The sequence below is a fragment of the Roseomonas sp. OT10 genome, assembly GCF_020991085.1.
Lineage (GTDB): Bacteria > Pseudomonadota > Alphaproteobacteria > Acetobacterales > Acetobacteraceae > Roseomonas > Roseomonas cutis.
In genome coordinates this window covers 5,277,501-5,296,966 of sequence record NZ_CP087719.1, presented here as the reverse complement: position 1 = coordinate 5,296,966, position 19,466 = coordinate 5,277,501, and the positions used below count along the sequence as shown (strand labels likewise).

General features: G+C 69.1%; 13 protein-coding genes, 1 tRNA gene and 2 rRNA genes. 6 read left to right on the top strand and 10 right to left on the bottom strand.

The features are described 5' to 3' along the window. Positions 1-113 precede the first annotated feature (113 nt). From LPC08_RS24150 to LPC08_RS24140, 3 genes are all read right to left on the bottom strand, one after another. A complete protein-coding gene (locus LPC08_RS24150) occupies positions 114-1,475 on the bottom strand; it encodes a tyrosine-type recombinase/integrase (protein WP_027297295.1) in 1,362 nt (453 codons plus the stop codon). 263 nt (positions 1,476-1,738) lie between these two features. After that, positions 1,739-2,128 carry a hypothetical protein gene (locus tag LPC08_RS24145; protein WP_230450752.1) on the bottom strand — a complete coding sequence of 130 codons (390 nt, stop codon included), beginning with the start codon at positions 2,126-2,128 and terminating at the stop codon, positions 1,739-1,741. A gap of 548 nt (positions 2,129-2,676) precedes the next feature. Continuing rightward, positions 2,677-4,458: a cation:proton antiporter domain-containing protein gene (locus LPC08_RS24140; RefSeq protein WP_230450751.1), complete on the bottom strand. Its 1,782-nt coding sequence runs from the start codon at positions 4,456-4,458 to the stop codon at positions 2,677-2,679. Positions 4,459-4,586: 128 nt separating this feature from the next. Between LPC08_RS24140 and LPC08_RS24135 the strand changes: the two genes are divergently transcribed. The 3 genes from LPC08_RS24135 to LPC08_RS24125 all read left to right on the top strand — a co-directional run bounded on the left by LPC08_RS24135 (position 4,587) and on the right by LPC08_RS24125 (position 8,358). Then, positions 4,587-4,817, top strand: coding sequence for a helix-turn-helix domain-containing protein (locus LPC08_RS24135; RefSeq protein WP_230450750.1), 231 nt, complete (start codon positions 4,587-4,589; stop codon positions 4,815-4,817). Positions 4,818-4,972: 155 nt separating this feature from the next. Continuing rightward, positions 4,973-6,427, top strand: a complete 1,455-nt coding sequence (locus tag LPC08_RS24130; RefSeq protein WP_230450749.1) for an FAD/NAD(P)-binding protein — start codon at positions 4,973-4,975, stop codon at positions 6,425-6,427. A gap of 209 nt (positions 6,428-6,636) precedes the next feature. Beyond that, a complete protein-coding gene (locus tag LPC08_RS24125; RefSeq protein ID WP_304622048.1) occupies positions 6,637-8,358 on the top strand; it encodes a response regulator in 1,722 nt (573 codons plus the stop codon). Positions 8,359-8,409: 51 nt separating this feature from the next. Here the strand turns inward: LPC08_RS24125 and LPC08_RS24120 are convergent, their stop codons facing one another. Together LPC08_RS24120 and LPC08_RS24115 are read right to left on the bottom strand one after the other, a co-directional pair. Further along, positions 8,410-8,790 carry a hypothetical protein gene (locus LPC08_RS24120; protein WP_230450747.1) on the bottom strand — a complete coding sequence of 127 codons (381 nt, stop codon included), beginning with the start codon at positions 8,788-8,790 and terminating at the stop codon, positions 8,410-8,412. A 106-nt stretch (positions 8,791-8,896) separates the two neighbouring features. Further along, positions 8,897-9,790, bottom strand: coding sequence for a LysR family transcriptional regulator (locus LPC08_RS24115; protein WP_230450746.1), 894 nt, complete (start codon positions 9,788-9,790; stop codon positions 8,897-8,899). A 129-nt stretch (positions 9,791-9,919) separates the two neighbouring features. On the opposite strand from LPC08_RS24115, the gene LPC08_RS24110 reads away from it, so the two are divergent. Further along, on the top strand, positions 9,920-10,234 hold the full coding sequence (locus LPC08_RS24110; RefSeq protein ID WP_230450745.1) for a hypothetical protein: 315 nt from the start codon (positions 9,920-9,922) through the stop codon (positions 10,232-10,234). A 524-nt stretch (positions 10,235-10,758) separates the two neighbouring features. On the opposite strand, the gene polA is transcribed toward LPC08_RS24110, so the two are convergent. Beyond that, positions 10,759-13,554 (bottom strand): DNA polymerase I, encoded by a 2,796-nt coding sequence (gene polA, locus LPC08_RS24105; RefSeq protein WP_230453148.1) that lies wholly within the window; start codon positions 13,552-13,554, stop codon positions 10,759-10,761. A 157-nt stretch (positions 13,555-13,711) separates the two neighbouring features. Next, the gene (locus LPC08_RS24100) at positions 13,712-13,936 is read right to left on the bottom strand and encodes a zinc-finger domain-containing protein (RefSeq protein ID WP_230450744.1); all 225 of its coding nucleotides are present in this window, start codon (positions 13,934-13,936) and stop codon (positions 13,712-13,714) included. 150 nt (positions 13,937-14,086) lie between these two features. On the opposite strand from LPC08_RS24100, the gene LPC08_RS24095 reads away from it, so the two are divergent. Together LPC08_RS24095 and LPC08_RS24090 are read left to right on the top strand one after the other, a co-directional pair. Continuing rightward, positions 14,087-15,145 carry an alpha/beta fold hydrolase gene (locus LPC08_RS24095; RefSeq protein ID WP_230450743.1) on the top strand — a complete coding sequence of 353 codons (1,059 nt, stop codon included), beginning with the start codon at positions 14,087-14,089 and terminating at the stop codon, positions 15,143-15,145. Positions 15,146-15,176: 31 nt separating this feature from the next. Further along, a complete protein-coding gene (locus tag LPC08_RS24090) occupies positions 15,177-16,175 on the top strand; it encodes an alpha/beta fold hydrolase (protein WP_230450742.1) in 999 nt (332 codons plus the stop codon). A gap of 90 nt (positions 16,176-16,265) precedes the next feature. Here LPC08_RS24090 and LPC08_RS24085 read toward each other — a convergent pair. The 3 genes from LPC08_RS24085 to LPC08_RS24075 all read right to left on the bottom strand — a co-directional run bounded on the left by LPC08_RS24085 (position 16,266) and on the right by LPC08_RS24075 (position 19,337). Further along, positions 16,266-16,342 (bottom strand) — tRNA-Met (locus LPC08_RS24085). 30 nt (positions 16,343-16,372) lie between these two features. Further along, positions 16,373-16,487 (bottom strand): 5S ribosomal RNA (rrf, locus tag LPC08_RS24080). 108 nt (positions 16,488-16,595) lie between these two features. Then, positions 16,596-19,337: ribosomal RNA gene (locus LPC08_RS24075) — 23S ribosomal RNA — on the bottom strand. Positions 19,338-19,466: the final 129 nt, after the last annotated feature.

The following is a 19,466-nucleotide window of genomic DNA, read 5'->3' as shown; positions in this document are numbered from 1 at the left end:
CGGTCGGGGACTGAGGCGTTTAGCGTCTTCATATGTCAGAAAATAAGGCAAGTTTTTCTGACATGCAAGTGGCGGCATTCCTCGTCTAGAGTGCGACCGCCACTTGCTAAGCATTACGCCGCGGCGCGTTGCTCGTCATTCGCCGCGCCGGCAGCGTCCGTTGCCGCAGCCTGCTGCAAGAAGCGAGCGAGTGCTGCGCGCCGAGAATCCCGATCCACGGCATAGGCAGTTTGTTTGAATTCAATGCCGTCTAGGAGGCCTTGGATGTAGCCGGAGATGGTATCAGCGGCCATGATCAGCGCCGTGTCGAGCGTGTGTATGTAGTTGCTGGTGACGGAGCCCTTCGAATGGCCGACCAGAGCAGCGATAGTGACCTCGGTAAAGCCGAGATCGTTTGCAATGCTGGCAAAGCTGTGCCGCAAGACGTGTGGTGTGATGTCGGCTAGCGGCGTTGCTTTGAAGATCTGGTCCCAGTGGTTAGGAAGGCTTCCGAACGCGTTGTCGTCGCCGTGTCCAGGAAACACGTAGGTTCCTGAGCGAGTTCTCCGGCTAGCTTCCAGGTATTCAACGACCGGTAGGCCGATCGGACGGATTGAGCTTCCTTCCTTGCTGTCAACGAGGCGGAGGCAGCTCGCGCTCGTGTCGGCTTCAGACCAAGCAAGCGTGACCATCTCCGTGCGGCGGCATCCTGTCAGCGCAAGCTGGCGGATGATGTCGACCGATAGCTCATACTTCTCATTCTCAGCAGCCTGCGTGAGAATTTCGCCGAGCAACCGATATTCGGCCTCGCTCAGCCGTCGTGCGCGCACGTTGTCCTTCGGCCGCCTCACACCGTGCGCTGGATTGGTATCGATGATGCCAGCCTCGACTGCATAGGTCAGTATTCCACCAAAAAGTCCGATGGTGCGCGTTGCTGTGCCCGCTCCACCTCGCACGATAGCGCGACCGCGAAGCTTTCTCGTCTTGACGCTGCAGCGGGTCTTGCCGGCCATGATGTCCTTCAGGGCCTTCGTGATGTCCGCTTTCACCAGATCCTTGACCCTGTGCGTACCAAGCAGAGGAATGATGTGGCGCTCGATGCGCCCCGTGTCGGAGAGAATGGTGCTGGCTTTCTTGGGGCGCCCGCCCTTTCCAAGAATGAGGCCGGCTTTAAGATCGGCGACGTAAAGGTCACACAGTTCCTTAACGGTAATCGCCTTGCTGTCGAGCTGCTTCTCTTCGGCCGGGTCGTCGCCTTGAGCGATCCTGCCCAACTGGACCTTCGCCTCTTGGCGAGCGCGCTCTGGTGTCCAGACGCCGTGCAATCCGATTGTGAAGCGACGCGACCGCTTGCCGAGCCTGTACTGGATGACATAGCTGCGCTTGCCGGATGCGAATACTCGGAGGCCAAAGCCGGGCAGTTCGTCGTCCCAAATGACGTAATCTTTCGCGCGACTGTCCGCGGCGTCGACGACCCGTTTCGTGAGCTTAGGCATGGGCTTCCTCCGACCCTAGCGTTTCCTCTCGCGTAAGCACCACGTAAGCACGCGGGCGAAAACAGTGGCGGGGAGAAGAGTAGCTTTGGCGGAGAAGAAGTGCAAATTGTTTAGCGTTTACAGGGAGATAGGCGGACATCGGCGGCTCCTTGCGCTTATTGGCGGAGCTAGCCATATTCCCTCCGAAGGCAAAGGTCGTACGTTCGAATCGTATCGGGTCCGCCATTTTCCCTGCCAGTGCCCCCCTCGCCCCAGACCGCTGCTCAGTCGCAGTGGCAGGTCGCCGAGGATATCCGGTCGTTCCACCGATCGCCGAAGTAGTTCACGTTCCAGCCGCGCCTCTCGCCATGCCAGATTCGCGAATCTCCGCTGGCCATCGCGTGCTCCCAGACCCGCAGATGGCAGCCGGGATCGATCGTCGCGGATGAGGCGACATCGTTCCAGCTGGGAACCTCCCGCCAAGCGCTGTTCCCGACATCGCTGCGGCTGAAGGTCACGCGCTCGCCGTTCGGCAGGCGCAGCCTGGCTCCCTGCATGTCCCGGTGTTCAAAGAGGGTGCAGTAAGCAGCCCGGTACGGGCCTGAGCGGAGCTGCTGGGCCGGTGCCGCGCCCAGCGGCAGCAGGACACCGACCAGAACGATGATCGGGCGCATGGCATCTGTCTTTCCTGGGACGACCGCGCATTTTATTTTCGATTTAGCAACTTTTTGGCTTCGGTCGTCAAGCTTCGCATCCGGCATCGTTGGATACGGGGCCGGTCCCCCGGGGACCCCCGTCATGCGCGGTGTCATACGGCGGTGCGATGTCTTGATCCGCCCCAGCGGTACCCGTTCCCCGGGGGCAAGGCTCCGCCTCGCCCCCGTACCCCCACTCCGCCAGGACCCTGCGGGCCCTGGACCCGATCGACGCTGCCGCGGGACAGCCTGCGACGGGGTCGTGGCGCCGAGGAGCTTGGCTCCTCGGCGAGCACGGCCTCCGCACTCGCTGACGCCCTCTGAAGCTTCTTCAGAGTCTCACCTGTCCGCGCGCCGTCAGGGATCAGCTCGCAGGCTGACGCCCACCGGAAGCACCAGACTCCCAGCGGGGTCCGGGGCCCGCTTGTGGCCCCGGCAGGGGAGGGTCCGTGGAGGGGACGGCGTCCCCTCCCGGTCCGCCGCCCGAACACCACAGAACAACGGGTCAGATCATCCCGCCGTCGGTGTCACTCCGGCCCGGGCGTCGGCTCCTGCGCTCTTGCCGTCCCGGCCTGCGGCGTCTTAGCCTCCTCCAGCATTCGCCGCGCGATCTCGCGTTCGCCCATCACCGTCACCGTCGCGCCCAGGCGGTCCAGGTGTTCCACCGCCGCATCGGAATGGGCGCGCGCCACGATTTCCAGCCCCGGATTCAGCCGCCGCGCCTGCTCCACCACCTGCCCGGCCTCGAAGGCTTCCGGCACCGTGACGAAGAGACGCCGCGCTTCCGGCAGGTTGGCCAAGCCCAGTACCGCCGAATCCGCCGCATTGCCGAGGATGATCTCGCAGCTTTCGGCCCGCGCCGCCTCCAGCGCCTCGGTTCGCTCATCCGTCACCAGCACGCTGTGCCCGGCCGCGCGCAGTCCACGCCCCACCAGCCGCCCGACGCGCCCGTAGCCGATCACGACGTCATGGCCGCGCAGGGCCACGGGCAACTGCTCCGACCCCGCCGGGGCGTCCGGGACAGGCGGCGCGGGGGCCGTCACGGCCACGGCGGCCGGGGCCAACGGTGCATCCGGCGCGGAGGTGCCGGCGGTGGGGCGCGGCGGCATGGCAGGGACAGGCACGGCCCGGGCGCGACGGCGCTCCACGGCGGCGAAGATGAAGGGGTTGAGGAAGATCGACAGGATCGCCCCGGCCAGGATCAGGTCGCGCCCGTCATCCGGCAGCACGCCCATCGCCACGCCGATCCCGGCCAGGATGAAGGAGAACTCGCCGATCTGCGCGAGGCTGGCTGAGATGGTGAGCGCGGTGGCGTTGGGATGGCCGAAGGCGCGCACGATGACCCAGGCGGCGAGGGACTTGCCGACCACGATGGTCAGCAGGGTGCCCAGCACCGCGATGGGATGGGTCAGCATGATCGCCGGGTCGAACAGCATGCCGACGGAGACGAAGAACAGGACGGCGAAGGCGTCGCGCAGCGGCAGCGCCTCCTCCGTCGCGCGCTGGCTCAGCGGACTCTCGGCCATCACCATGCCCGCGAAGAAGGCGCCCAGGGCGAAGGAGACGTCGAAGAGCTGCGCCGCGCCGAAGGCGACCCCCAGCGCCAGCGCGTAGACGGCGAGGCGGAACAGCTCGCGCGAGCCGGTATGGGCGACGTAGTGCATGATCCAGGGCACCACGCGCCGGCCGCCCACCAGCATCAGCGCCACGAAGGCCACGACCTTCGCGACGGTGATGCCCAGTGCCAGGGCGATGTCCACGGGCGCGACCGCCCCGCCCGCCGCGGCCTGCCCCATGGCCGGCAGCAGCACCAGGGCGAGGACCATCACCAGATCCTCGACGACCAGCCAGCCGACGGCGATGCGGCCGCGCTCGGTCTCCAGCAGGCGGCGCTCCTGCAGCGCCCGGGTCAGCACCACGGTCGAGGCGACGGACAGGGCGAGGCCGAAGATGAAGCCCGCCGCCAGGCTCCAGCCCAGCCACCAGGCCAGCCCCATGCCCATCAGCGTCGCCGCCGCGATCTGCACCACCGCGCCCGGCACGGCGATGGCGCGGACCGACATCAGGTCCTTGAGCGAGAAATGCAGCCCGACGGCGAACATCAGCAGGATGACGCCGAGCTCCGACAGTTCGGCCGCCAGGGACATGTCCGCGACGAAGCCGGGGGTGAAGGGCCCCACCACCACCCCGGCCAGCAGGTAGCCGACCAGGGGGGAGACGCGGAAGCGATGGGCGATCAGGCCGAAGAAGAAGGCGAGCACCAGACCCGCGGCGATGGTGGCGATCAGCGGCGTGTTGTGGTCTGGCACGCGGGCCCGCTCCTCCTTGGAACCGTCGGGGTGGGCAAGACATGACCCGCGCAGGATCGATTTCAACCTTTTCGGGCGGAATTGACTTTAAAGGCCGATGCCCCACCTAGCCTGCCATGGCGGCTGCGATGACGCTTACCCCGGAACAATGCCGTGCGGCCCGCGCGCTGCTCGACTGGACCCAGGACCAGCTGGCCGAGCGCGCCGCGGTCAGCCGCAGCACGGTCCGCAGCTTCGAGGGCGGGCAGCATGAGCTGCAACGCGCCACCGGCACGGCGATCCGCCGCGCCCTGGAGGAAGCCGGGGTCAGCTTCCTCGAACCCGATGCGGAGGGCGGCGCGGGGGTGCGGCTGGGCTGACACTGGCCGCGCGGCGCGCCGACCGACGCCAGCCGTCGCGCCGGCTCCCTGCGGCCTCGGCCCGAAGGCGTGGCTGCCGTGCCCGCGATGCCTACCCGCCGCGCGCCGAACGGCGCTAGCATGTTGCACATGCGAAGCCTCGCGCCCCTCCCGGCATGAACGACCTCCTCCCTCCTCCGGCCGGGCCGGACGCGCACGCCCGCCAGGTCGCCCGCGACCTCGACCTGCTTTGCCTGCCGCCGGCCAACTGGACCGCCGAGGTTTCCGGGCCGGACGGGGTGCCGATGACGGATGTGCTGGTGGTGGGCGGCGGGATGTACGGCATCGCCGCCACCGCGGCGCTGATCCTGAAGGGGCTGCGCAACGTCCTGATGCTGGACCGCGCCCCGGAGGGTCTGGAGGGGCCCTGGATCACCTATGCCCGGATGGAGACGCTGCGCAGCCCGAAGCAGTTGCCGGGCGTGTCGCTGGGCATCCCCTCCCTGACCTTCCGCGCCTGGTACGAGGCCGCCTTCGGCGAGGCGGCCTGGGAGGCGCTGTACAAGATCCCCAACGGCGTCTGGCAGGACTACCTCACCTGGGTCCGCCGCACCCTCGCCCTGCCGCTGCGCAGCGGGGTGGAGGTGCTGCGTCTCCTGCCTCATGACGGCTTCGTGGAGGTGGCGCTGCGCGAGGACGGCGCCGAGCGCCGGGTCTTCGCCCGGCGCGTCGTCCTGGCCACGGGCCGTGGCGGCACCGGCGGCGTGCTGCTGCCCGCGGGGATCGACCCCGCCCTCTGGCCCGACCGCGCCGCCCACACCAACGAGGCGATCGACTTCGCGGCGCTGCGCGGGCGGCAGGTGGCGGTGATGGGCGCCGGCCCCTCGGCCTGGGACAACGCCGCCACGGCGCTGGAGGCAGGGGCCGCCGGGGTGGACATGTATGTCCGTCGCCGCGAGCTGCCGCAGGTCAACAAGGGCCGCGGTTCCGCCAATCCCGGCTTCTTCGAGGGCTGGGCCGATCTGCCGCCGGAGGAGAAGTGGCGCCTGCTCGTCTACATGCACGACCTGCAGGCCCCGCCCCCGCACGAGACGATCCTGCGCACGCTGCGCAGCCCCGGCTTCCGCATCCACTTCGCCACCCCCATCCTTGCCGCCCGGCGCGGGCCGGAGGGGGTGTCGCTGACCCTGGGAGGCGGCCGCACCGCCGAGGCCGACTTCCTGATCCTGGGCACCGGCTTCGCGGTGGACATGGCGCGCGTCCCCGAACTCTCGGCCGTGGCGTCGCGGATCGCCCTCTGGGCCGACCGCTACGCCCCGCCTCCGGGGCAGGCGCGCGCCGCCCTCGCCGCCTTCCCCTGGCTCGACGGCGGCTTCGCGCTGACCGAGCGCGAGCCCGGCGCCTGCCCGGGCCTCTCGCGCATCCACCTGTTCAGCCACGCCGCCGCGGCCAGCCTCGGCGCCATCGCCTCGGACGTGCCGGGCGTGTCGGTGGGGGCGGAGCGTCTCGCCCATGCCATGGCGGCGCACTTCTTCCGCGAGGATATCGACCAGGCCCGCGCGCGGCTGGAAGCCTTCGCCGAGCCGGAGCTGATGGAGACGCCGTTCTTCACCCTGGACCGCGGGGCCTGACCGCGACCCGTCACCCGATGGTGAAGGTACAGCCCGTTGTACTGGTCATGGCGGCGGTTGCCGCCCTGTCTGGCTGCCCTTAGCTTCCGGCCTCCCTTCACCACGGTCCAGGCCGTCCGTCGTGCCTGGCGGGCCGGTCAGATGAGGTCGCGTTGCCCAAGGGCGAGCAGAGGACAGATCCGCGGGAGCGAGGCCATCCCGACCCGGAGATGGCGCCTCGGTCGGATTTGTCCAGCAGCGCGGCGCAGGAACGCCCCGCGGCCCAGGCGCCGGTTGGCCCGCCCCCTTCCCCGGCCTCCGCGCGGCGCGACGGCGAGGCCTGGTTCCGCAACATGGCGAACAGCGCCCCGGCCCTGATCTGGGTGACCGATTCCAGGGGCGGGCTCGTCTTCGCCAACCGCCATGCCGAGACCCTGTTCGGCATCCCGGCGGAACGGCTGCACGGCGAGGGCTGGCTCGCGGTGGTGCATCCCGACGACGTCCCCACCTTCCACGACGCCTTCCGCCGCGCCTTCGACGCCCGGCAGCCCTTCCATGCCGAGAGCCGGGTGCGCGACCGGCACGGCGAGATCCGCTGGCTGCGCTGCGAGGGCGCGCCGCTTTTCGACGCCACGGGCAGCTTCCTCGGCTACACCGGCTGCAACCTGGACGTCACCGCGACCCACCGCGCCGCCGAGGCGCTGGAGCAGCGCGTCACCGAGCGCACCGCCGAGCTGGCGGCCGCCAACCACCAGCTCCGGTCCCAGATCGAGGAGCGGGAGCGCATGGAGGCCGGGCTGCGGCAGATGCAGCGGCTGGAGGCGGTGGGCCAGCTCACCGCCGGCGTCGCGCACGACTTCAACAACCTGCTGACCGTCATCCTGGGCAATGTCCGCCTCCTCGCCCGCGCCGCCACCGACGCGACGCAGCAGCGCCGCCTGGAGATGGTGCGCCTGGCCGGCGAGCGCGGGGCGGCCCTGACCCACCAGCTGCTCGCCTTCTCCCGCCGGCAGCGGCTGGAGCCGCGGACGGTGGACCTCAACGCCACCATCGCGGAACTGGCGGAGCTGCTGCGCAGCACGGTCGGCGGCCGGGTGAAGCTGGACATCTCGCTCTCGCCCGAACCCTGGCCGGCACAGGTGGACCCGACCCAGCTGGAGCTGGTGATCCTCAACCTGGCGCTGAACGCCCGCGACGCGATGCCCGGCGGCGGCAGCCTCCGTGTCGGCACCAGCAACGTGACCATGGGAGAGCCGGAACGCCCGCACGACCCGCCCGCCGGGGAATACGTCGCCATCTCCGTGGCCGATACCGGCCCCGGCATGCCCGCGGCCGTGCGGGACAGGATGTTCGAGCCCTTCTTCACGACCAAGCCCGTCGGGGCCGGCTCCGGCCTCGGGCTCAGCCAGGTGCTCGGCTTCGCGCAGCAATCCGGCGGCGGCGTGCGGGTGGAGGCGGAGGAGGGGCGCGGCACCACGGTCAGCGTCCTGCTGCCGCGCGCCGCGGGGACCGCCCCGGCCGGCTGCAACCGGCCCGCCGCCCCGGCGGCCAGGGCGCAGGCGGCGGACCGGCTGGTGCTGCTGGTCGACGACGACAGCGCGGTGCGGGAGACCACCGCCGCCGCGCTGCGGGACCTGGGCTACCGCGTCGTCGAGGCCGGCAGCGGCGGGGCGGCGCTCGACCTGCTGGACCGCGAGGCGCATGTCGACCTGCTGCTGCTGGACTTCGCCATGCCGGGCATGAACGGGGTCGAGGTCGCCCAGGCCGCGCGCAGCCGCCGCCCCGGCGTACCGGTGCTGTTCCTCACCGGCTATGCCGATGCGGCCGCGGTGGCGGGCGAGGGGCAGGAGCAGATCATCCAGAAGCCCTTCCGTCCCGAGGACCTGGCGCGGCGCCTCTCCATGGCGCTGGGGGGATGCCAGGCGCCGCTCTCCAGCCATGCGCTGAACTGACCGGTACGGCGGAAGCGCGGGCGGCCCGGTCGTGCCGGGCCGCCGCGTGGGTCAGGAGGCGTAGAGGCGCCGGCCGGAGGCGGTGATCCGCGCCGCGCGGCAGATGTCGATGCCCCGGACCTCCGCGGCGCTGCCATCCGTCCAGACGACGCGGAAGTCGTAGAGGCCCGTATTGGCGGCGCGGTAGCTGCTCGACTGGCCCGGGCCGAGGACGTTCTCGCCCAGCTGGTCGGCGCCCCAGCGGCCCTGGCTGGCATGGCTGAAGTAGAATTCGCGGATCGTCGTGTTGGAGTTGTTGGTCAGGCGGAAGGTGGTGTCGCAGCTTGCCTGCACCGGCACCTGCTGCACGACCACGGGCTGGACGCAGGCGGGCAGCGGGGCAATCAGGCCGAGCAGCAGGAGCGCGCGGTACGAGCCGGCGAATCGGGGCATGGACGTGGGGTCTCCTCTCCTGGCATGGGGATAGCGGCGCCTCCGTTACGAAACAATCTCCGGTGGGACCGGCCAGGACGGGCACACCCCACCGCCGGGGCCACGGTCAGGCCGTGCCCAGCTCGGCCCGGAGCCGGTCGATCATCCAGCGGCCGGCGATGCCCGGCGGACGGCCCGCGCGGTAGACAACGTGCAGGGCCAGGACGAAGCGGCCCCGTCCCTGGATGCGCAAGGGCCGCAGGGCGCCGCTGGCCAGGTGGGGCTCCACCACATGAGCGGGCATGTTGCACCAGCCGAAGCCCTCCAGGAGGAAGTCCAGCCGGGTGTGCATGTCGGCGAAGCGCCAGACGTGCTGGCTGACGATGCCCCGCGACCAGCCCCGCGTATCGGAGACGTCGGTCAGAACCAGCTGTACCTCGGGCAGCAGGTCCTCGCGCGTCAGCATGCGGTCGTGCGCCGCCAGGCGATGGCCGGCCGCGGCAACCGGCAGCATCTCCACCTCGACCAGGAACTCGCTCTCCAGCTCCGTCGCGCCGGTGATCTCCACGGGGTAGATGGCGAACTGGGCGATGCCGTTGCGCAGGTGGCGCTCCGGGGCCCCGACGCCCTCGGTCAGCAGCCGCACCGCCAGGTCGGGGAACTGCGCCTGCAAGGCCCGCAGCGCCGCCATGCCGGGCTGGCGCGGGAAAAGCTGGTCCACGGCGACCGTCAGCTCCGGCTCCATGCCCTGGGAGATGCTCTCCGCCCGGGCCCGCAGCATCCTGGCGCCCTCCACCATGCGGCGGGCATCGGCCAGCACCGCCTGGCCCGGCCCGGTCAGGCGAGGGCGCTTCCCACTGCGGTCGAACAGGGTCAGGCGGAGCGTCCCCTCCAGGGACTGGACCGACTGGCTGATGGCGGACTGCACCCGTTGCAGCCTGCGTGCGGCCGCGGAAAAGCTGCCGGTCTCCGCCACGGCGATGAGGACGCGTAGCTGATCAAGGGTCAGCGGGTCGAGCATCGATCATTTTCCGTGATAACCGAACTCAGCATTCCCGTCGTACCGCTGAGGGTGGGGCAGGCGCATATGGAGGCCACCGCAACGGGCAATCGAGCCCGCCGAACGCGGAAAAAGGAAGAAGAACCCGCCATGTCACGTATTCCTGCCCTTGCCGCCGCCCTGGCCCTGTCGCTGGGCGCCGCCCTGCCCGCCATGGCAGATGTGCTGGACCAGTCCAACTCGGCGTCCGCCACCGGCAATCCCTTTGTCACCATGATGGCCGTGACGCAGAATGGCTACGGTGCCAGCCCGGCCTCGGGCAACAGCGTCAGCGCCCGGGGCGATGCGCTCCGCTACGCCGGCACCGTGACGCCGAACCGCTTCGGCGCCACCCCGTCCGACTGGAGCAACTCGGCCGCCCCGCTGAAGGGCCCGGCCGGCCGCACGGCCCAGTTGCGCGGCTGATCCGTCCACGGGTCCCGCCCCTGGCGGGACCATGAGGCAACAAGGGCCCGGGAGCTTCCTCCCGGGCCCTTGTCGTATCCGCGACCTGCCCAACGGGTGCGCTCATACGGTCGGTGCTATGCCTTGATCCGAGTCGGCGCGGGATGCGCCCTGTGACCCCGGGGGCAAGGCTCTGCCTCGCCCCCGTACCCCCACTCCGCCAGGACCCTGCGGGCCCTGGACCCATCTGGTGCTGCCGCGGGTCAGCCTGACACGGGGTCAAGGCGCCGAGGAGCCATGCTCCTCGGCGGGTACGGTGTCCGTTCTCGCTGACGCCTTCTGAGCTTTTTCGGAGTCCCGCCTGTCCACGCTCCGTCAGGGTTCAGCCCGCAGGCTGACGACAGCCACGGAGAGCCAGACTCCCAGCGGGGACCGGGGCCCGCTTGTGGCCCCGGCAGGGGAGGGTCTGGGAGGGGACGGCGTCCCCTCCCAGTCCGACACTGGAACACGGCAGCACCACGGGTCAGGTTATCCCGCCACCGGTATCAGTGCGCCTCGGCCCAGGAATGGCCCCAGCCGACATCGACGGCCAGCGGCACGCGCAGCGTCGCGACCCCCTCCATCACGCCGCGCACCAGGGCGGCTGTCGGCTCCACCTCCGCCTCCGGCACCTCGAACAGCAGTTCGTCATGCACCTGGAGCAGCATGCGGCCGGTCAGCCCAGCCGCCGCCATGGCGCGGGGCAGGCGCACCATCGCGCGCTTGATGATCTCGGCAGCACCCCCCTGGAAGGGCGCGTTGATGGCCTGGCGCTCCGCGTTGCCGCGGCGGCCCTGTTCCTTCGCGGTGATGCCGTCGATCCACAGCCGCCGCCCGAAGGGGCTCAGCACATAGCCGTGGATGCGGGCGTGCTCCTTGATCGCTTCCATCGCGTCGCGGATGCCCGGGTACTGGGTGAAGTAGGCGTCGATGATGCCCCGCGCCTCACCGGTGGTGATGCCCAGGCGCGGCCCCAGCCCGAAGGCGCTGATGCCGTAGATGATGCCGAAGTTCACCGTCTTGGCGCGGCGGCGCAGCTCGCGGTCCACCGGCGCGCCGGGCGGCAGGCCGAAGATCTCGCGCGCCGTGCGGGCGTGGATGTCCTCGCCCTGCTGGAATGCCTCGCGCAGCGTCGGCACATCGGCCAGGTGGGCCAGCAGCCGCAATTCGATCTGCGAGTAGTCCGCCGCCAGCAGCAGGTGCCCCGGCTCGGCCACGAAGGCGCGGCGGATCTTCGCGCCCTCCTCCGTGCGGATCGGGATGTTCTGCAGGTTGGGCTCGGTGGAGGAGAGCCGGCCGGTGGAGGTGATGGCCATGGAGAAGTCGGTATGCACCCGGCCATCGGTCGCGGTCTGGGCCTGCAACCCGTCCACGTAGGTCGATTTCAGCTTGGAGAGCTGTCGCCAGTCCAGCACCTTGCGCGGCAGCTCGTGCCCCTGCGCCGCCAGCTCCTCCAGCACGAAGACGTCGGTGGAATAGGCGCCGGTCTTGCCCTTGCGCCCGCCCGGCAGCCCCATCTCGCCGAACAGGATGTCGCCGAGCTGCTTGGGCGAGCCGACGTTGAAGGGCCGGCCGACCAGGGCGTGGATCTCCGCCTCCAGCGCGACCATGCGCTGGGAGAAGTCCTCGCCGATGCGGGACAGCTCGGCGCCGTCCACCTTGATGCCCGCGACCTCCATGTCGCGCAGCACGGCGATCATGCGCCGCTCCACCTGCTCGTAGAGGGCGAGCGCCTTCTCCTCGCGCAGCTTCGGCTTCAGCGCGTGCCAGAGGCGCAGCGTGACGTCCGCATCCTCGGCGGCATAGGCGGTGGCCTTGTCCAGCGGGACCAGCGTGAAGGGAATGCGGGCGCGGCCGGTGCCGGTCACCTCGTCATAGGTGACCGGCATGTGGGCGAGGTGCAGGCGCGACAGCTCGTCCATGCCGTGCCCGTGCTTCCCCGCCTCCAGGCTGTAGGAGATCAGCATGGTGTCGTCGACCGGCGTGACCGCCAGCGCGCCGTTCTCCGCGCGGCCCAGCACCTCCAGGTCGTACTTGGCGTTGTGCAGCACCTTCAGCACGGTGGGGTCGGACAGCAGCGGGCGCAGCGCGGCGACCGCGTCGTCGAAGGGGATCTGCTCCGGCGTCGGCGTCAGCATGTCTGCCCCGGCATGGCGCAGCGGCACATAGGCCGCCTGCCCCGGCCCGACGGCGAGGCAGACGCCGACGAGGTTGGCGGCCAGGGCGTCGAGGCTGTCCGTCTCCGTGTCCAGCGCCATCACCCCGGCGGCGCGGGCACGCTCCACCCAGGCGTTCAGGGCGTCCAGCGTGGTGACGGTTTCGTAGGGTCCGAAGCCGGTCGTATCGGTGGGCAGCGTCAGCGGCGCCGCCACGACGGGCGCGGAGGGAACCGGGCGGGGCGGCGGATTGCCGTCGCTCGACAGGCCCAGCCGGTGCAGCAGGCTGCGGAAGCCCTGGTGCTGGAGGAAGGATGCGAGGCGCGCGGGCTCGGGCGGATGGGCGACGAACTCCTCCACCCCCTGCGGGGTCGGGGCGTTGCGGTCCAGCTCCACCAGCCGGCGGCTGATGCGCGCGGCCTCGGCATTCTCCTCCAGCGCTTGGCGGCGCTTGGGCTGCTTGATCTCGGCGGTGCGGGAGAGCAGCGTCTCCAGGTCGCCATAGGTCTCGATGAGCTGGGCGGCGGTCTTGATGCCGATGCCGGGCACGCCGGGGACGTTGTCCGTGGGATCGCCGGCAAGCGCCTGGACCTCCACCACCTTCTCCGGGGCGACGCCGAACTTCTCCAGCACCTCCGCCGCGCGGATCGGCTTCTGCTTGATCGGGTCGAGCAGCTCGATGCGCTCCTCGACGAGCTGCATCAGGTCCTTGTCGGAGGAGACGACCGTCACCCGCCCGCCGTCGCGCGCGAAGGCGGTGGCGTAGGTCGCGATCATGTCGTCCGCCTCGAACCCCTCCTGCTCGACGCAGGCGACGCCGAAGGCGGCGGTGGCCTCGCGGATCAGGGCGAACTGGGGGATCAGCTCCGGCGGCGGGTCCGGGCGGTGCGCCTTGTAGGCGGGGTAGATGTCGTTGCGGAAGGTGATGCGCGAGGCGTCGAAGACCACCGCGATATGGCTGCCGACATGGCGCTGGAGGAAGTTCGCCAGCATGCCGGAGAAGCCGAACACCGCGTTGACCGGCACCCCCTGGGGGTTGGTCATCGGCGGCATGGCGTGGAAGGCGCGGAAGATGTAGCCGGCGCCGTCCACCAGGATCAGGTGCCGCTCGCCCGGTGGCGTCGGCGGCGCCGCGGCGCCGGCCATGCCCGGGGCGGCCGGGGGGGAAGCGGCGGGTGGCGCGTCGGACCGGGGCAGGGCCGCGTCGGCCGGAGTCTCCGCGACAGGGGATTCCACGGTGGGGGATTCCACGATGGGGGCTTCCACGGTGGGGGCCTCCGTCGCCGTATCCCCGGGCCCCGCCTCAGTGATGGCCGTCATCCCCGGCGCCCTCGGCCAGGACGAAGGTGCGCGAGCAGTAGGGGCAGGTGATCTCCTGGCCTTCGATGCGCATGTAGATGGTGGGGTGGCCCAGCGCGCCCTTGCCGCCGTCGCAGGCGACGACGCGGCTGGTCACGGTGTGGCGGTCCAGCGGCGTGACGCCGGCCACGATGTGGGGGGTATAGCCGGTCAGGTCGCCGTCGCGCATCGCCATCCGATCCAGTGCAGGGAGGTCGGAGGGTAGATAATGCCCCGCGCGCCACCCGGCCAGGGTGGTGGCCGGGTGCCTCGGGCCGTCCGCATTTTCTTGACCGGGGCCACGGTTTCCAGCCGGCAGGGTCCGCTCTAGCCTTCCGCGATGACGTTCCGGTCCTTCTCCACCGGCAGGGCCGGCAAGACTGCCGCCTGCTGGCCCCTGGCCAGCCTCCTTCCCCTCCTGCTCCTGATCCTGGCCCTGGGCGCCTGCACGCCCCGGGTGGCGGGGCTGGGGCCGGCCGTCACCACGCCGGCGCTGGAGGGGCAAAGCCTGCGCATGGCCGATGGCGCCCGGCTGGCGCTGCACGAATGGCGGCCGGAGGGCCCGCCCCGCGCCGTGCTGCTGGGGCTGCACGGGCTGAACGACACGGCACGCAACTTCCTGGCCGAATCCGCGCCGCCGCTGGTGGCGGGCGGGCTGCTGATCCAGGCCTACGACCAGCGCGGCCATGCCGGGAACGAGCCGCGCGGGGTCTGGCCGGGGACGGAGGCGCTGGTCTCCGACGCCGTGTCCGCGATCCGGCTGCTGCGGGCGCAGCACCCCGATCTCCCCTTCTACGTGCTCGGCGAGAGCATGGGCTCCAACATCGCCCTGCAGGCGGCCGAGCGGCTGCGCGCCGATCCCGCAGCACCCCGGGTGGATGGCTGGCTGCTGCTGGTTCCGGGGCTGTGGGGGCTGGACGACATGAATCCCATCACCGCCCTCTCCTTCCGGGCGGCGCTGCATTCCTTCCCGTCCCTGGCGGTCGGATCCGGCTCGCCCTCGATGATCCCGACCGACAACGAGGATGCGCTGGCCCGCTTCAACGCCGACCCGCAGACCATCAAGGACACGCGGGTGGACGTGGTCTGGGGGCTGCTGCAGCTGACCGAGGCGACGGTGCCGCTGGTGGCACGCTGCTGCGCCGGGCCGACCCTGTTCCTCTACGGCGCCAAGGATGGCGTCATCGAGCAGCGCCCGACCAAGGCGGCGCTGCGTACCCTGCCGGCCGATGCGCCGGCGCGGGTCGCGCTCTACCGCGACGGCTGGCACATCCTGCTGCGCGACCTGCAGCGCGAGGTGGTGGCCCGCGACATCCTGGCCTTCACCGCCGACCCGCGGGCGCCGCTCCCCTCGGGCGCCGAACGCGACGGCGCGGCCTGGCTCGCGTCGCCGCCGTGATCGTCCCTCCGATGGCGGGGCGGCGAAGGGGATGAGGCGGCGGACGCTGCTGGCGGCGTTGCTGCCGGCGGGCTGCGCGCCGGAGGTCATCGGCGCCGGGCCGGTCAGCCGGATCGCGCGGATGGGGGAGGACTGGATCGTCGCCCCGGACGGCGCCGTCCTGCCGCTGCGCGCCTGGCAACCGGCCGGCGTGGCGCGGGCGGCCATCCTGGCGCTGCACGGCTTCAACGACTCGCGCAACTTCATGGTCGAGCCGGCCGAGGCGCTGACCGCGGCGGGCATCGCCGTCTATGCCTATGACCAGCGCGGCTTCGGGGCGGCGCCGCATCGCGGCATCTGGGCCGGTGGAGACGCGCTGGCCGCCGATGCGGCGACCGCGGCACGGCTGGTCCGGGCACGTCACCCCGCAGTGCCGCTGATCCTGCTGGGCGAGAGCATGGGCGGAGCCGTGGCGATGCTCGCCCTGGCCTCCGACGACCCGCCGCCGGTGGACGGGGCGGTGCTGCTGGCTCCGGCGGTATGGGGGCGGGAGACGATGCCGGGCGTCATGCGCTGGTTGGTGGAGGCCATGGCCCATGCCGCGCCACAACTGGCCGTCAGCAGCGGCGTGCCCGGGATCTCCCCGACCGACAACCTGGCCGCGTTGCGCCGCTGGGCCAGGGATCCGCTCACGCTGCTGCAGACGCGGATGGATGCGACGCTGGGGCTGCTGGAGCTGATGGATGCGGCGGCGCTGAGCGGCGCGAGGCTGACGAGGGTGCCGGTGCTGCTGGTCTATGGTGGCCGGGACCGGCTGGTGCCACCGCAGGCCGTGCAGCGCCTGCTGGGCAGCCTGCCGCCCGGGAACCGGGTGCGCGTGGCCTATTATCCGCCGAGCTACCACTTCCTGTTGCGAGACCTGAACGGGCCCGTGGTGACGCAGGATCTGGTCGCCTGGATCGGCAGGCCGGATGCCCCCCTGCCCTCAGGCGCAGACAGGCAGGGAGAGACGTGGTTGCAGTCGGGTCGAAGGACCGCAGCCCCCGGGTGAGCCCCCCCCCTACGGACGTGCGAAAGCCCCCTGGGCGGGCGATGCCTGGGGGGATGGGTTCTGATGGGGGGGGGTGTCTGTGATGTGAGATGGATGCGGGGACAGGATTTGAACCTGTGACCTTCAGGTTATGAGCCTGACGAGCTACCGGGCTGCTCCACCCCGCGGGGGTGATGTTGAAGGGATCCCGTCTGGCGGCCTGGCGGCGACCGACTCTCCCGCAGCTTAAGCTGCAGTACCATGGGCGCAGGGGCGTTTCACGGCCGAGTTCGGGATGGGATCGGGTGTGGCAGCCCCGCAATGGCCACCAGGCCACCGGACGGGAACGGATGTGGGGATTGGGTGTGAGGGGGTGAGTGGGAGTGCGCTTTGGTGCTGCGTGCGGCGGGGTTTTTGAGGCCCCGGCGGCGGCTGTGGTGGTGATGGAGTTCGATCGGGCGATTAGGACCGCTCGGCTGCATCCGTTACCGGACTTCTACCTGCGGCCTATCGACGTGGTGGTCTTCCACGGCCCTTGGGGAGACCTCGTTTAGAGGCTGGTTTCCCGCTTAGATGCCTTCAGCGGTTATCCGTTCCGCACTTGGCTACCCGGCGATGCTCCTGGCGGAACAACCGGTGCACCAGAGGTACGTCCATCCCGGTCCTCTCGTACTAGGGACAGATCCTCGCAAGTCTCCAACACCCATGGCAGATAGGGACCGAACTGTCTCACGACGTTCTAAACCCAGCTCACGTACCGCTTTAATCGGCGAACAGCCGAACCCTTGGGACCTGCTCCAGCCCCGGGATGCGATGAGCCGACATCGAGGTGCCAAACCTCCCCGTCGATGTGGACTCTTGGGGGAGATCAGCCTGTTATCCCTAGAGTACCTTTTATCCGTTGAGCGATGGCCCTTCCACGCGGGACCACCGGATCACTAAGGCCGACTTTCGTCTCTGCTCGCGCTGTCGCGCTCGCAGTCAGGCGGGCTTATGCCTTTGCACTCAACAGCCGATGTCCGACCGGCCTGAGCCCACCATCGCGCGCCTCCGTTACCATTTGGGAGGCGACCGCCCCAGTCAAACTGCCCACCACGCAGGGTCCTGGCCCGGGCTGACCGGGCTCAGTGAGATGCCAGAAAGGCGCAGGGTGGTATTTCAAGGTTGCCTCCACCGAAGCTAGCGCCCCGGTTTCCATGGCTCCCACCTATCCTACACAGCCCCTTCCTGGCACCACTGCGAAGTTGCAGTAAAGGTTCATAGGGTCTTTCCGTCTGACCACGGGTACCCCGCATCTTCACGGGGAATTCAATTTCGCTGAGCCCATGCTGGAGACAGTGGGGAGGTCGTTACGCCATTCGTGCAGGTCGGAACTTACCCGACAAGGAATTTCGCTACCTTAGGACCGTTATAGTTACGGCCGCCGTTTACCGGGGCTTCAGTTCGGAGCTTGCACTCCTCCCTTTAACCTTCCGGCACCGGGCAGGCGTCAGACCCTATACGTCATCTCTCGATTTCGCAGAGCCCTGTGTTTTTACTAAACAGTCGCCACCCCCTGGTCTGTGCCACCCCACACTGGTTGCCCAATGCGGGGTCTCGCTTATCCCGAAGTTACGCGAGCAATTTGCCTAGTTCCTTCAGCATGGTTCTCTCAAGCGCCTCGGTATACTCAACCAGTCCACCTGTGTCGGTTTCGGGTACGGTCTGTACGACAGCGCTATTTCCTGGACCGCTCCACCAGCCACCCCAATCCGATAAGGGATGACAGGACTTCACGGTCGTCACGTCTGTCAGGCCCAGGAATATTCACCTGGTTTCCATCGGCTACGGCTTTCGCCCTCGCCTTAGGGGCCGGCTCACCCTGCGCGGATTGGCCTTGCGCAGGAACCCTTGGACTTTCGGCGAGAGGGGTTCTCACCCTCTTTGTCGCTACTCATGTCCGCATTCTCACTTCCGATACCTCCAGGACCCCTCACGGATATCCCTTCGCAGGCTTACGGAACGCTCCGCTACCGCGCTTCCAATGGAAGCACCCACAGCTTCGGCACGTGGCTTGAGCCCCGTTACATTTTCGCCGCAAGACAGCTATTAGACCAGTGAGCTATTACGCTTTCTTTAAAGGATGGCTGCTTCTAAGCCAACCTCCTGGTTGTTTTGGCCGTCTCACATGCTTTCCCACTTAGCCACGATTTGGGGGCCTTAGCTGGTGGTCTGGGTTGTTTCCCTCTTGCCCATGGACCTTAGCACCCACGGACTGTCTGCCGCCCTGCACTCCTCGGTATTCGGAGTTCGGTAGGGTTTGGTAGGGCTTTGGGCCCCCCTAGCCCTTCCGGTGCTCTACCCCCGAGGGTGACCGAACGACGGTCTACCTCAATAGATTTCGCGGAGAACCAGCTATTTCCGAGTTTGATTGGCCTTTCACCCCTAGCCACAGCTCATCCCCGACTTTTTCAACAGGCGTGGGTTCGGCCCTCCAGTGGGTGTTACCCCACCTTCAGCCTGGCCATGGCTAGATCACTCGGTTTCGGGTCTTCTGCCGGCAACTCAAGCGCCCTTATCAGACTCGCTTTCGCTGCGCCTACACCTCTCGGCTTAAGCTCGCTGCCAACAGAAACTCGCGGACCCATTATACAAAAGGTACGCCGTCACCCCACAAGGAGGCTCCGACTGCTTGTAGGCGTTCGGTTTCAGGTCTCTTTCACTCCCCTTGTCGGGGTGCTTTTCACCTTTCCCTCACGGTACTTGTGCACTATCGGTCGCCAGAGAGTATTTAGGCTTGGAGGGTGGTCCCCCCACGTTCAGACAGGGTTTCACGTGCCCCGCCCTACTCAAGGACCCATGGGAGCCATACGCCTACGGGGCTATCACCCACTCTGGCCGAGCTTTCCAGCTCGTTTGGCTTAACTCCCACAGGCCACTGGCCTGCTCCGCTTTCGCTCGCCACTACTCGCGGAATCTCTGTTGATGTCTTTTCCTCCGGGTACTGAGATGTTTCAGTTCCCCGGGTTCGCCTCCTGCCCCTATGAATTCAGGACAGGATCTCCCATGCGGGAGGGGTTTCCCCATTCGGACATCCGCGGATCAACGATCGCTCGCATCTCCCCGCGGCTTTTCGCAGCGTGCCACGTCCTTCATCGCCTTCTGGCGCCAAGGCATCCACCGAACGCCCTTCATTCGCTCCATTCACTCAGCCGCCGCCCGCACGCAGGACCAAGGCGCACCCGCCATCCCTTCCGGGACCGCTGCCCGCCTCCTGCCCCGCATGTCCAATCGGACAGCGGCAACACCGAGACACTCTCACTCACTTCGTTC